Genomic DNA, 13,251 nt, shown 5'->3' on the forward strand with positions numbered 1-13,251 from the left:
CCAACTAACAGATCCCGCACGCCATTGGGCAGAGATGATTACCAGATCGGAGGGCGACCAGCCACATTGCTGAAGGCTAACCGCCTTCCGTGACCTATCTTACGTTTAACTTGGTCTGCCCCCGCAAGTGCAGGGGCAGACCGTCCACGATTTGAGCCGAACGGCCATAATTGTGAGCTTTGTTACAGGCGCGTGAACTGCAGCCTTCCCGGGCCGCCGCGGCCGCGCAACGGTGTTAGAGCGTGATGAGGCCGGTGGCGTTCTTGCGGGCGGCGTCAAAGCGCTTGGCGACGTCGGCCCAGTTCACGATGTTCCAGAAAGCCTTGACGTAGTCGGCCTTGACGTTGACATAGTCCAGGTAGAAGGCGTGCTCCCACATGTCCAGCATCAGCAACGGGGTGGTGCCGAGCGCGACGTTGCCCTGCTGGTCGTAGAGCTGCTCGATGACCAGGTTGCCGCCGATCGGCTCGTAGGCCAGGAAGCCCCAGCCGGAGCCCTGCAGGCCAAGGGCCGCGGCGGTGAACTGCGCGCGGAACGCGTCGAAGGACCCGAACGCGTCGTCGATGGCGGCCGCGAGCTCACCTTCGGGCTTGTCGCCGCCGTCCGGGGAGAGGTTCTTCCAGAACACGGAGTGGTTGATGTGCCCGCCGGTGTGGAACGCAAGGTCCTTGGACAGGCGGTTGATGTTGGCGAAGTCGCCCTTTTCGCGTGCCTCGGCCAGCTGGGCGAGGGCGTTGTTGGCGCCGGCCACGTAGGTGGCGTGGTGCTTGCTGTGGTGCAGCTCCATGATCCGCGCGGAGATGTGGGGCTCCAGGGCGGCGTAGTCATAGTCCAGTTCGGGCAGTACGTATTCGGTCACAAAATCCTCCAATGTCGTGGACTGGTTGTCCGGTTGGTAAATCTCGGATTGTGCATCCGGATGTGTTGGCACCCGGAAGTCTCTGGATCGGGATCCAGTGGGCATAGCCTCCGGTCCCCCTGAGGTATTCCCGCCGGCCCCGATCCGATTCTGCTGTTGTTTCCCGGCAGAGGCTACTCGTCCAGCATTTCCGGCGTCACATTGGCTTCCGTGCCGGGGATGCCCAGGTCCTGGGCGCGTTTGTCCGCCATGGCCAGCAGGCGGCGGATCCGGCCGGCGATGGCGTCCTTGGTCATCACGGGGTCCGCCAGGCGGCCGAGTTCGTCCAGGCTGGCCTGTTTGTGGGCGACCCGCAGCTCGCCTGCGTACTTCAGGTGGTCCGGGACGTCGTCGCCGAGGATCTCCAGGGCCCGGTCCACCCGGGCGCCGGCGGCGACGGCGGCCTGCGCCGAACGCCGCAGGTTGGCGTCGTCGAAGTTGGCGAGCCGGTTGGCGGTGGCGCGGACTTCCTTGCGCATCCGCCGCTCCTCCCAGACCATCAGCGCATCATGGGCGCCCATCCGGGTCAGCAGCGCAGCGATCGTGTCGCCGTCGCGGATGACGACACGGTCCACTCCCCTGACCTCGCGGGCCTTCGCCTGGATGCCGAGCCTGCGGGCGGCGCCGACCAGGGCGAGGGCGGACTCGGGCCCGGGGCAGGTGACCTCCATGGCGGAGGACCGGCCGGGCTCGGTGAGGGATCCGTGGACCAGGAAGGCGCCGCGCCAGACAGCCTCGGCGTCGGCGGCGGAACCGTTAACCACCACCGAGGGCAGGCCGCGGACCGGGCGTCCGCGGGCGTCCAGCAGGCCGGTCTGGCGGGCGAGGGCTTCGCCGTCGCGCACCACCCGGACGACGTAGCGGCTGCCGCGGCGCAGGCCGCCGCCGGACACAACGATGATTTCGCTTTGGTGCCCGTAGACCTCGGCGATGGCGGCACGCAGCCGCCGCGCGGTCGAGGCGAGGTCGACTTCGGCCTCGATCACGATCCGGCCGGAGATGATGTGGAGTCCCCCGGCGAAGCGGAGCATGGAGGACACCTCAGCCTTGCGGACCGAGGACTTCTTGATGTCCAGCCGGGAAAGTTCTTCCTTGACTGATGCTGTCAGTGCCATGGCACTTTTCCTACCTGTTCCCGAAAATGTCGTGGTACGCCGTTGCCAGACGCAGCGGGTCGTGGATCGGCCGGCGGCTCGACGCCCCCACTTTACCCAACACCACCTCGGCGCCCAGCATCCCGGCCGCCTGTTCGAAGTCGGCGCGGTCGGTCACGGCGGCCGGATCGGCCAGGACGACGTCGATGGTGAAGTCCGGCGCGTACTCGCGCAGCACCCGCAGGTGGTCCGCGGCGGACATGCCGAGGGTTTCCTTGGTGTCCGTCGCGAGGTTCATGGTGAGGCAGCGGCGGGCGGCCGTGTTGCAGAGCGCCTCACGCATTTCCGGCAGCAGCAGGTGCGGCAGCACGGAGGTGTACCAGGAGCCGGGGCCAAGAATGACCCAGTCGGCCAGTTCGATCGCGGTGAGCGCCTCTGTGCAGGCGGGCGCGTCCGCCGGCAGCAGCCGGACCTTTTCCAGCGAGCCGGCGACGGCGCATTTTGCCTGTCCGGTCAGGGTCTGCAGTGCCGTGCTTCCGTCCGGGGCGGTAACCCGGACCTGGCCCTCGATGGTCAGCGGAACGCTGGACATCGGCAGGACCTCCCCGCGGGCACCCAGCAGCGCGCCGGCCCATTTGAGGCCGGCCACGGTGTCGCCCAGGAGTTCCCAGAGCGTCACGATCAGTAGGTTGCCCATGGCGTGCTCGTCCAGGGAGCCGCCGCGGCCCTTGCCGGGTGCGAAGCGGTGCTGCATCACATCGCGCCAGGTGCGGCCCCAGTCGGTGTCGTCGCAGAGCGCGGAGAGCGCCATCCGGAGGTCGCCGGGCGGCAGGACGCCGTACTCCTCGCGCAGCCGCCCGGAGGAGCCGCCGTCGTCCGCGACGGTGACGATGGCCGTCAGTTCGGACGTGAGCAGGCGCAGCGCCGACAGCGAGGCGGCGAGGCCGTGGCCGCCGCCGAGCGCGACGACGGACGGGCCCTTGTCCTGCTGGCTGGCGAAGGCCGCGCTGTCCGGAGGGACGAGCGGCAGCGGTCCGGTGAGCAGCGCCATTACTCGCGGCCCAAATCCCGGTGCGTGGTGGTCACGGTGACGCGCGGGTACTGCGCGAGCCGGCGGGACAGTTCGACGGCGACGGCGACCGAGCGGTGCTTGCCGCCGGTGCAGCCGACAGCGATGGTGGCGTAGTGCTTGTTCTCGCGCCGGTAGCCGTCCAGGACCGGTTCGAGGGCCAGCACGTAGCGTTCCACGAAGTTGCTGACGCCCTGCGCCTCCAGCACATAGTCGCTGACGTCCTGGTCCAGCCCGGTGTGCGGGCGGAGCGCCGGGACCCAGTGCGGGTTGGGGATGAAGCGGGCGTCGGCGACGAAGTTGGCGTCGACCGGGAGGCCGTATTTGAAGCCGAAGCTCATCACGTTGAGACGGAGCGCGACGGGGCCGGTCTCGCTGAACAGCTCGGTGATCGCGGTGGCGAGGCCGTGGACGTTCAGCGTGGAGGTGTCCAGGACTATGTCCGCGGAGGTGCGGAGTTCCTGCAGCAGTTCGCGTTCCGCGGCGATGCCGTCGAGGATCCTGCCGCCGGCCTGCAGCGGGTGGGGGCGCCGGCCCTGCTCGAAACGCCGGACCAGGACGTCGTCGGTGGCGTCGAGGAACAGGACCCGGAACCCGACGCCGCTGGCTTCGAGGTTGCGCAGGGAAGCGCGGATGTCCGCGAACAGCTCCTTGCTGCGGACGTCCATCACGACGGCGAGCTTGGAGATGGAACCCGGGGCGTGCGACACGATTTCAGCGAGGGTGCCGAGCATCTGCGGGGGGAGGTTTTCCACCACGTACCAGCCGTGATCCTCCAAGGCGTCCGCGGCGGTGCTCCGGCCGGCTCCCGACATGCCCGTCACCACGAGCAGTTCGGCCTCGACGGGTTTGACCGGCGTCATGCCGTCCGCCTCCGTCCCGGATTCTGCCGTCGACTCTGCCATCAGTGAAGCCCCGTTCTGCTGTGCTGTTGTTCCCTACCGCTGACGGGTAGGGGCCCGTGGTGCGGCTCAATCGCCGCGCGTGCCGTTTCCCAAGTCCTTACCCTAGCTAAGATTGCCGGTGCTAGCTAAGTCTCCAGGATTTCGCCGGTGGTCATGTTGATCGCGGGCGCGGTTGTGGCCCCATCCCCGTCGTCGGTGAAGTGCCGGATGATCGCAGCGGCCAGGGACGGGCCGATGCCCTTGGCATCGGTGAGTTCCTCGACGCTGGCCGTCCTGATGCTCTTGACCGAGCCGAACTGGGCGATCAGGGCCTTGCGCTTGGATTCGCCGAGGCCGGGCACGCCGTCGAGCGCTGAGACGGTCATCGCCTTCCCGCGCTTCTGCCGGTGGAAGGAGATCGCGAAGCGGTGCGCCTCGTCGCGGACGCGCTGCAGCAGGTACAGCCCGGCCGAGGCGCGGGGCAGGATCACCGGGAAGTCGCTGCCCGGCAGCCAGACCTCCTCGAGCCGCTTGGCGAGCCCGACGACGTAGACATCGTCGATGCCAAGTTCGGCCAGGGCGCGGGCGGCCGCGTTGACCTGCGGCTTGCCGCCGTCGACGACGACGAGGTTGGGCGGGTAAGCGAACTTGGTCCGCGGCGCCGGGGTGGTGGTATCAGCGACGGCAACCGGGGAAGCGGACGGCGCGACGGCGGCGTCGGACACGGCGTTGAGCAGGGCCTGATGCCCGGGCTGCCGGGCGGCGTCCGCCAGCACGGACTGCTCCTGGAGGTAGTTCCGGAAACGCCGGGTCAGCACGTCGTGCATGGCCGCGGTGTCATCCGTGGCGGCGGCGCCGGTGACGGAGAACTTCCGGTACTCGGACTTCTTCGGCAGGCCGTCCTCGACCACCACCATGGAACCGACGACGTTGGTGCCCTGGACGTGCGAGATGTCGAAGCATTCGATCCGCATCAGCGCGATGGGCAGCTCCAGCGCCTCCTGCAGTTCCTGCAATGCCTGGGACCGCAGGGTCAGGTCGCCGGCGCGCCGGGATTTGTGCAGCTTGAGGGCATGCTCGGCGTTTTCCCGGACGGTGGACAGCAGCGCGGCCTTGTCGCCGCGCTGCGGCACGCGGATATCCACCCTGGCGCCGCGCAGCCCGCCGAGCCAGAGCGCCAGCTCCGCGGCGTTGCTGGGTTCGGTCGGGACGAGGACCTCGCGGGGCAGCCTGCCCTGCAGGCCGGCCTCCTCGCCGTAGACCTGCTGGAGCAGGTGCTCGACAAGGTCCGGGGTGGTGGAGTCCTCGACCTTTTCGACGACCCAGCCGCGCTGGCCGCGGATCCGGCCGCCGCGGACGTGGAAGACCTGCACGGCGGCCTCGAGCTCGTCCTCGTGCAGGGCGAAGACGTCGGCGTCGGTGCCTTCGGCCAAGACGACGGCGTTGCGTTCAAAGACCTTTTTGAGCGCGACGATGTCGTCACGGATCCGCGCCGCCCGTTCATAATCCAGTTCCGCCACGGCGGCGGCCATGTCTTTTTCCAGCCGGGTGACAAACGGCTTGGCCTCGCCGCCCATGAAGGCGCAGAAGTCCTCGGCCAGGGCGCGGTGGTCCTCGGCGGAGATGCGGCCGACGCAGGGCGCCGCGCACTTGTCGATGTAGCCGAGCAGGCACGGCCGGCCACTGGCTTCGGCCCGCTTCAGGACGCCGGCGCTGCAGCTCCGGACCGGGAAAACGCGCAGCAGGGTGTCCATGGTGTCCCGGATCGCACCGGCGGTGTAGGGGCCGAAGTAGCGGGTGCCCTTGCGCCGCTCGCCGCGCAGGACCTGGACACGCGGGTACTTCTCCCCCATCGACACAGCCAGGTACGGGTAGCTTTTGTCATCCCGGAACATCACATTGAACCGGGGTTTGAATTCCTTGATCCAGGTGTATTCGAGCTGCAGCGACTCGAGTTCGCTCCCGACGACGGTCCACTCCACGCTGCTGGCCGTGTGGACCATCGCATAGGTTTTGGGGAGCAGCCCGGCCGGGTTGGCGAAGTACGAGTTCAGCCGTGCACGGAGGTTCTTGGCCTTGCCGACGTAGATGACCCGGCCGTGCGGGTCGCGGAAGCGGTACACGCCCGGATTGGTCGGAATCTCACCCGTCTGGGGTCGGTAACTCGCTGGATCTGCCACAGTTCAAGTCTACTGAGCCTGCAGCGGTGCCCGGGACGGCGGGGGCTGGTGGGGCGGGCCGGGCGCGGGCTGGGCTGTATTTTCAGGCGCGGTCGTTCGAGTAGTGAAGCAATACCACGCCGTTGCCGAACGTCCGCGTCCCCTCGAGCCTGAGTTCCATCCGGACATCAGGGGCCTCGAAGAGCGGCCGGCCCTGCCCCAGAACGACGGGATGGACGAGAATTCGAAATTCGTCGATCAGGCCGTGCCGCATGAAAGTGGATGCCAAGTTTGCGCCGCTAAGGGCGATGTCGCCCCCGGGCTGCGCCTTCAGTTCCCCGATTTGTTCAGGCACGACGTCGTGAATCGGCCATCGGCTCATGGGTGACGCGCCCTAACATAAAGGCTCCCATCGCCCGGAACTGCCCGTTCAAGTGGTGGAGGAGTTCCTCGTCCACCAGGTGCCAGCTGATGTCCCGGTCGGCCGTTTCGAAGAATCCGTCCAAGGAGACCGACATCATGAGAATGATCTTGCGCAATCGAGTACCTCCCGTGGCGGCGAAAGGCGGCGCGGCCGCCGTCGTACCTTCCAGTGAAGCACCGCCGGATCGGACATGATTCAGTTGGCAGCCCCAGTGCATCCGCCGCTCTCTTGGGACGGTCACAATTTCAGCGGATCCTGTATCCGAGGCAACTCCCTAGTCCCCTTTCTTGTCGGTGCCTCCCAATAATCTTGGTTTATGGAAAGCACGGACTGGATGACGGAGGGCAGGGAGGCCCTGGCGGCTGTCGCGGCGTTGACTGCGGCGCTGGATTCCGTGACCGGGGCCGGTTCTGTCCACACGGGTCCGTCGGGCGCCAGTCTCCGCCGGGATGCTGATCCGTTGTGGGATGATCCGTTGCGGGATCTGGCAGATGATTGCCTGGATGGCCTGGCCGACATGGCGCGGTGGGATGCGCGGGCCGCTGCATGGAAGGTGAAGCTGGCCGCGGCCTATCTGCGGGCCGCCGACGCTATGGCGCCGCCGGCGGTGTCCCCGCATGACGCGACTCGCCAGGAGATGGCGCTGACGGCGGAGGTCGCGTGTGTTCTGACCGTGAGTGAACGGGCCGCGGACGGGTTCCTGGGCGATTGCGTGGCACTGACGACGACGTTGCCGCTGACCCTCGCGGCGCTGACGGCGGGGACGATTTCCTGGGCGCACGCGAGGGTCATCGTGGACGAAACCACGAATTTGGACCCGGTGGGGGCGGCGGCGCTGGAGGGGCACTTCCTGGACCCGGCCGCGCCGGACCCGGCCCGGGGGTGCCCGGCCGGGGAGCTCGTCCCGGGCCGGCTCCGGGCCAAGGCCCGGACCTGGCGTGAACGCCACCACCGGGAGAGCATCGAAAAACGCCACGCCAAGTGCGCGGCGGACCGGCGGGTCGAGTTCCGTCCGGACACTGACGGGATGGCGTGGTTCTCCGCGTACCTTCCGGCCGATACCGCCGCGGGGATCTGGGAGCGGACCACCGCCGCGGCCCGCGCCCTGCAGGGCCCGGCCGAGGCACGCACTATGACCCAGTTGCGCGCCGACATCGCCGCGGCCTGGCTCCTCACCGCCGGCGCTGATGGTGCCGCGGGCGCTGAGGGGGCGGGTGCGGGCGGGGGTGTGCCGTCGCCGCGGGCGCAGGTCCTGATCACCGTGCCCGTGTTCTCCCTGCTGGGCGCCACTGAGGAACCGGCGATGCTGGACGGGTACGGGCCGATCCCGCCCTCGATGGCCCGCCGCCTGATCGCCGACGGCGCCGGCTCGTTCTACCGGGTCCTGGTGGACCCGCGGGACGGGGCGCCGCTGGAAATCGGCCGGAGCAGCTACCGCCTGCCCCCCGCGCTGCGCCAGTGGCTGCGGCTTCGCGATGGCCGGTGCCCGTTCCCGGGCTGTCACAACCATTCCCTGGACAACGACGCGGACCACCTCCTGGCCTGGGCCGACGGAGGGACCACCGGGATCACCAACCTCGGAGGGCCGTGCCGCAAGCATCACGGGCTGAAACACAGTTCAGCCTGGACACCGGCCGGAGCCAGCAAGACGCCCCGCCCGGCTGGACCTCCCCGTCCGGGAGGTACTACCCCAGCGAACAACAGGACTGGGAACCACCCCACTGGCCACCCGGATTCCTGGACACCTACCCGGACCCCGGGGTAGATGCAGCCGCGGACATGGACGCCATCGTGGACCAAGACCTGGCCCCTGGCATCGACGTCGATATGGGCGCAGCCACGATCCCGGGCCAGGACAGAGACGACCCGGACAGAGACCTTGATCTGGACCGCGGCCTGCCCCCGGACCCCGGCCCGGATCCAGAACAGGAACAGGAACTGCCCGCGGACCCCTTCCCGGACTGGCACCCCGTCACGGCCGGATACTCATTCCGTGCCGCAGACACCGAACACCTGATCTCCTACGAGCCACTCACAGAATCCATCCTGGAACACTTCCTCGCCCACCACGCCTGACCGCGGCGTGCAGGCGTTCAAGCGAAGCAATCCCAGGAAGGTGGCGGCACCCGGGCGTGGGGTTTCCTCCCAAGTGGTTCGCGAACCGCAACGCCACGGCCGCAAGGGTGGTATGCCATCTCGCTTGCGGACTCAGGCGACGTGCCTAGTCGACGGCCTTGCTCTGGTTATAGCTGGTCGAGCGTTCCTGGCCGCTGAGGGCTGCTATGGCATCCATGATGCGGTCGGTGGCCTGGCGACGGGCCGGTAGGGAGTGGTCCGGCCCGGTCTTGTCGAAGTACAGCGGTTCGCCGACCTTCATGGTGAAGTGTTGTGGTTTGACCGACTTGCTGTCCGCCGGCTGCAGGTGCTCCGTGCCGATCAGTCCGACCGGAATAACGGGGGCGCCGGTGGTTAGGGCGAGCCATCCCACGCCGGTGCGGCCGCGGTAGAGGATACCGTCGCGGGAGCGGGTCCCCTCCGGATAGATGCCGACGCCTTTGCCGGAATCGAGGATTTCCAGCAGTGTCTTGAGCGCCTGGACGCTGGCGGCCTGCTCGCCGCGTTCCACCGGGATGGAACCGACCGCTTCAAAAAAGGACTTCATCGCCTTGCCCTTGAAGCCACCGGTGGTGAAGTACTCCGCTTTGGCGAAGAAAGCCACGGGCCGGGGCATGAGTGCCTGGACGATCACACTGTCCAGAAACGACAAGTGGTTGGGAGCCACAATGAACGGGCCCTCCTTGGGCACGTTCTCAAGTCCGATGACCGTGGGCCGGCAGGTCGAGGTCACCAGGCCCCGCGTGGTCCAGCGGATTGCCTCAAACATTGCCATCGGGGTGCACCTCTTCTTGGGCTTCGGTCAACGCGTCAGGGGTCGCTGCGGTGGATGGCACTAGAGACGCCCGGTCGGCATCCGGCCCCGTATCCCGCCGGGCAATGGTCTCGTGCAGGGCCGCGCTGGTGTACACGATCTCCACGGCGCCCGCGGCGTCCAGTTCACCGTCCGGAGCGAAGCCCCAGCCTACGCCGATGCAGTCCATACCGTTGGCAGCCGCTCCGGCCACATCCTGTGCGCGGTCTCCCACCATTACGGCCTGCTGGGTGTCCAGGCCGAGGTGCGGGGCCAGGTCAGCGAGGGCTGCGGCGACAATTGCCGCCTTGCCCGACGGAACACCGGCGGCGGCCCCCTCGTCCGCCGCCGAGCCGCGGATGGTGTGGAAGAGCTCGGCGATGCCGTGATGCTCGAGGACCTTCCGGGCGAGGCCTTCGGGCTTCTGCGTGGCGACGGCGATGGGCCGGCCGGATTCGACGAAGGATTCCAGCAGGGCCCGGATTCCCGGATAGAGCCGGCTTTGGCCAATGCCGGTGGCGAGGTAGTGGGCGCGGTAGATCCGGATGGCGTCGTCGAGTTTGTCGGCGGGGACCCCCGCGATCTCGGTGAGGGAGTGGCTGAGTTTCGGGCCGATCATGGCATCCATCCGGGACTTCCCGGGAACACCGAGTCCGAGCTCCGTGAGGGCCGCCGCGATTCCGTCCGAGATTCCCCCGGCCGGATCGACAAGAGTGCCGTCCAGGTCAAAGATCACGGGCACTGTTGTTTGGGTCACCGGCTTAGTTTCTCACGAGTGAACGGATGCCAGAAACTCGCATACCCTGCGGGGAATATAGGACCGGGCCCCGGACCGGGGCGTCGCATTGCTTCGGCGACGCCCCGTTGCCCGTGGGCGTCAGGCGAAGATCTCGGCCAGGAAGGCGGCCGTGTGGCTGTCCGTGGACTTGGCTACCTGCTCCGGCGTTCCCGCGGCGACGATGCGGCCGCCGCCGGACCCGCCGTCGGGCCCCAGGTCCACGATCCAGTCCGCGCTCTTGATGACGTCGAGGTTGTGCTCGATCGTGATGACTGTGTTGCCCTTGTCCACGAGGCCCTGCAGCACCAGCAGCAGCTTCCGGATGTCCTCGAAGTGCAGGCCTGTGGTGGGCTCGTCCAGCACGTAGATGCTGCGCCCGTTGGAGCGTTTCTGCAGCTCCGCGGCCAGCTTCACGCGCTGCGCCTCGCCGCCGGAAAGTGTGGTGGCGGGCTGGCCGAGCCTGACATAGCCGAGTCCGACGTCGACGAGGGTCCTGAGGTGCCGCGCTATCGGAGAGAAGGCGGCGAAGAACTCGGCGCCTTCCTCGATCGGCATGTTCAGCACATCGGCGATCGTCTTGCCCTTGTAGTGGACTTCGAGGGTTTCCCGGTTGTACCGGGCCCCGTGGCACACCTCGCAGGGCACGTAGACATCCGGCAGGAAGTTCATTTCGATCTTCAGGGTGCCGTCACCGGAGCAGGCCTCGCAGCGGCCGCCCTTGACGTTGAAGGAGAACCGGCCCGGCAGGTAGCCGCGGACCTTGGCCTCGGTGGTCTCGGCGAAGAGCTTGCGGATGTTGTCAAAGACACCGGTATAGGTGGCGGGGTTGGACCGCGGGGTGCGGCCGATGGGGCTCTGGTCGACGTGCACCACTTTGTCGAGGTGCTCAAGGCCCTGGATGGATTTGTGCCGCCCGGCCACTTGCTTGGCGCCGTTGAGCTTGTTGGCCAGCACCTTGTAGAGGATCTCATTGACCAGGGTGGACTTGCCGGAGCCGCTGACGCCGGTCACCGCGGTGAACAGGCCCAGTGGGAACGTGGCATCCACGTTCAGGAGGTTGTTCTCCTTGGCCCCAACGACCTTGAGCTCGCGCTTCTTGTCGTACTTGCGGCGCTTCTTGGGGATCTCGATCCGTTTCCGGCCGGAGAGGTAGTCGCCGGTGAGCGACTCGGTGTTCTTGAGCAGGTCCTGGTAGGAACCGGAGTGCACCACCATGCCGCCGTGTTCGCCGGCGCCCGGTCCGATATCGACCACCCAGTCGGCTTCCTGGATCGTGTCCTCGTCGTGTTCCACGACGATCAGGGTGTTGCCGAGATCCCGCAGCCGGGTGAGGGTTTCGATCAGGCGGCGGTTGTCGCGCTGGTGCAGCCCGATGGAGGGCTCGTCCAGCACGTACAGCACCCCCACAAGGCCGGAGCCGATCTGGGTGGCCAGCCGGATGCGCTGGGCTTCGCCGCCGGACAGGGTGCCGGAAGGACGCTCCAGGTTCAGGTACTCCAGGCCGACGTCGAGCAGGAAGGTCAGTCGGGCCTGGATCTCGATGAGGACCTGGTGGGCGATCTGGGCTTCGCGGCCGGTGAGCACGAGGTTGTCGAGGAAGTTGGCGCAGTCCCGCATCGGCATGGCGGCGACCTCGGCGATCGACTTATCGTTGATCAGGACCGAGAGCGACGCCGGGTTCAGGCGGGCGCCGTTGCAGGCCGGGCACGGGATCTGGCGCATGTACTCCTCGTAGCGGTCCCGTGCGCTGTCCGAGTCCGTTTCCAGGTGCTTGCGGTGGACGTACTGGATGACACCCTCGAAGCCGGTGCTGTATTTACGTTCCCGGCCGAAGCGGTTGCGGTACTGCACCACGACTTTGTGGTCTTTGCCGTGCAGTACGGTCTGGCGGGTGTCCTTGGACAGCTTGTCCCACGGGGTCGTCATCGAGAAACCGAGTTCCTTGGCAAGACCGTCGAGCAGCCGGTTCCAGTACTCCGTGGTCGCTGTGCCAAGGGACCAGGGCGCGATTGCGCCTTCCGAGAGGGACAGTTCCCCGTTCGGGATGATGAGTTCCTCATCGACCTCCAGCTTCGTGCCGATGCCGCTGCACGCGGAGCAGGCGCCGAAGGGGTTGTTGAAGGAGAAGGAGCGCGGTTCAATCTCGTCGATCGCGAGCGGGTGCTCGTTGGGGCAGGCGAGGTGTTCGGAGAACGCCCTGACCCGTTCCGGGTCGTCGGCGTCGAGGTCGACGAATTCGGCGAGAATCCTGCCTTCGGCCAGGCCGAGGGCGGTTTCCACCGAGTCGGTGAGCCGCTGGCTGATGCCTTCCTTGACCACGAGCCGGTCCACGACCACTTCGATGGTGTGTTTGAACTGCTTTCCCAGCTTGGGCGGATCGCTCAGTTGGATCAGCTTGTCATCGACCCGCGCCCGCGAATAGCCCTTGGCGGTGAGTTCCTTGAACAGCTCGACGAATTCGCCCTTGCGGCCACGGACCACGGGGGCCAGGACCTGGAAGCGGGTGCCCTCGGGCAGTTCGAGCAGTTGGTCGACGATCTGCTGCGGGGTCTGCTTCGCGACGGGTTCCCCGCAGATGGGGCAGTGTGGGCGGCCGACACGGGCCCAGAGCAGGCGCATGTAGTCGTAAATCTCGGTGATGGTGCCCACCGTGGAGCGCGGGTTCTTGCTGGTGGACTTCTGGTCAATGGAGACCGCGGGCGAGAGCCCCTCGATGAAGTCGACGTCGGGTTTGTCCACCTGGCCCAGGAACTGCCGGGCGTACGCGGAGAGCGACTCGACGTAGCGGCGCTGGCCTTCGGCGAAGATCGTGTCGAATGCCAGCGAGGACTTGCCCGAGCCGGAGAGGCCGGTGAAGACGATCATGGAGTCGCGGGGCAGGTCCAGGTCCACGTTGCGCAGGTTGTGTTCGCGGGCGCCCTTGACAACGAGCCGGGACATGTCCGGACGCTTCGGCGCGGGGCGGGAGTCGTTCCGGCGCCCCGGTTTTGCGGAGCCCATCGGAATGACTTCGGACGGGGAATCGAGGGCTGGATCT

The 13,251-nt window shown here is 67.5% G+C and carries 10 protein-coding genes and 1 pseudogene; 1 reads left to right on the forward strand and 10 read right to left on the reverse strand.

The features are described from left to right. Positions 1-235: 235 nt before the first annotated feature. The 7 genes from AC50X9_RS07210 to AC50X9_RS07240 all read right to left on the reverse strand — a co-directional run bounded on the left by AC50X9_RS07210 (position 236) and on the right by AC50X9_RS07240 (position 6,643). Positions 236-859 (reverse strand): superoxide dismutase, encoded by a 624-nt coding sequence (locus tag AC50X9_RS07210; protein ID WP_310056637.1) that lies wholly within the window; start codon positions 857-859, stop codon positions 236-238. A 173-nt stretch (positions 860-1,032) separates the two neighbouring features. Beyond that, entirely contained in the window at positions 1,033-2,013 is a 981-nt protein-coding gene (gene whiA, locus AC50X9_RS07215) for a DNA-binding protein WhiA (RefSeq protein ID WP_494891849.1), read from the reverse strand. 10 nt (positions 2,014-2,023) lie between these two features. Continuing rightward, a complete protein-coding gene (locus AC50X9_RS07220) occupies positions 2,024-3,043 on the reverse strand; it encodes a gluconeogenesis factor YvcK family protein (protein ID WP_494891851.1) in 1,020 nt (339 codons plus the stop codon). Continuing rightward, positions 3,043-3,966 carry an RNase adapter RapZ gene (gene rapZ / locus AC50X9_RS07225; RefSeq protein WP_494891853.1) on the reverse strand — a complete coding sequence of 308 codons (924 nt, stop codon included), beginning with the start codon at positions 3,964-3,966 and terminating at the stop codon, positions 3,043-3,045. Before rapZ ends, AC50X9_RS07220 begins: the two co-directional genes overlap by 1 nt. A gap of 125 nt (positions 3,967-4,091) precedes the next feature. After that, positions 4,092-6,125, reverse strand: coding sequence for an excinuclease ABC subunit UvrC (gene uvrC, locus AC50X9_RS07230; RefSeq protein WP_494891855.1), 2,034 nt, complete (start codon positions 6,123-6,125; stop codon positions 4,092-4,094). An 82-nt stretch (positions 6,126-6,207) separates the two neighbouring features. Next, positions 6,208-6,459, reverse strand: a complete 252-nt coding sequence (locus tag AC50X9_RS07235) for a dihydrofolate reductase family protein (protein ID WP_494891857.1) — start codon at positions 6,457-6,459, stop codon at positions 6,208-6,210. Next, positions 6,452-6,643: a dihydrofolate reductase family protein gene (locus AC50X9_RS07240; protein WP_494891859.1), complete on the reverse strand. Its 192-nt coding sequence runs from the start codon at positions 6,641-6,643 to the stop codon at positions 6,452-6,454. Before AC50X9_RS07240 ends, AC50X9_RS07235 begins: the two co-directional genes overlap by 8 nt. Positions 6,644-6,844: 201 nt before the next feature. On the opposite strand from AC50X9_RS07240, the pseudogene AC50X9_RS07245 reads away from it, so the two are divergent. Further along, positions 6,845-8,604: pseudogene (locus AC50X9_RS07245) on the forward strand (HNH endonuclease signature motif containing protein). Positions 8,605-8,749: 145 nt separating this feature from the next. On the opposite strand, the gene AC50X9_RS07250 reads toward AC50X9_RS07245, so the two are convergent. The 3 genes from AC50X9_RS07250 to uvrA form a co-directional block, all read right to left on the reverse strand. Continuing rightward, the gene (locus AC50X9_RS07250) at positions 8,750-9,418 is read right to left on the reverse strand and encodes a lysophospholipid acyltransferase family protein (protein ID WP_494891861.1); all 669 of its coding nucleotides are present in this window, start codon (positions 9,416-9,418) and stop codon (positions 8,750-8,752) included. Next, positions 9,405-10,193: an HAD hydrolase-like protein gene (locus tag AC50X9_RS07255; protein WP_494891863.1), complete on the reverse strand. Its 789-nt coding sequence runs from the start codon at positions 10,191-10,193 to the stop codon at positions 9,405-9,407. Before AC50X9_RS07255 ends, AC50X9_RS07250 begins: the two co-directional genes overlap by 14 nt. A gap of 120 nt (positions 10,194-10,313) precedes the next feature. Then, positions 10,314-13,214 (reverse strand): excinuclease ABC subunit UvrA, encoded by a 2,901-nt coding sequence (gene uvrA / locus AC50X9_RS07260; RefSeq protein WP_494892128.1) that lies wholly within the window; start codon positions 13,212-13,214, stop codon positions 10,314-10,316. Positions 13,215-13,251: the final 37 nt, after the last annotated feature.

Source organism: Pseudarthrobacter sp. HLT1-3, assembly GCF_059383535.1.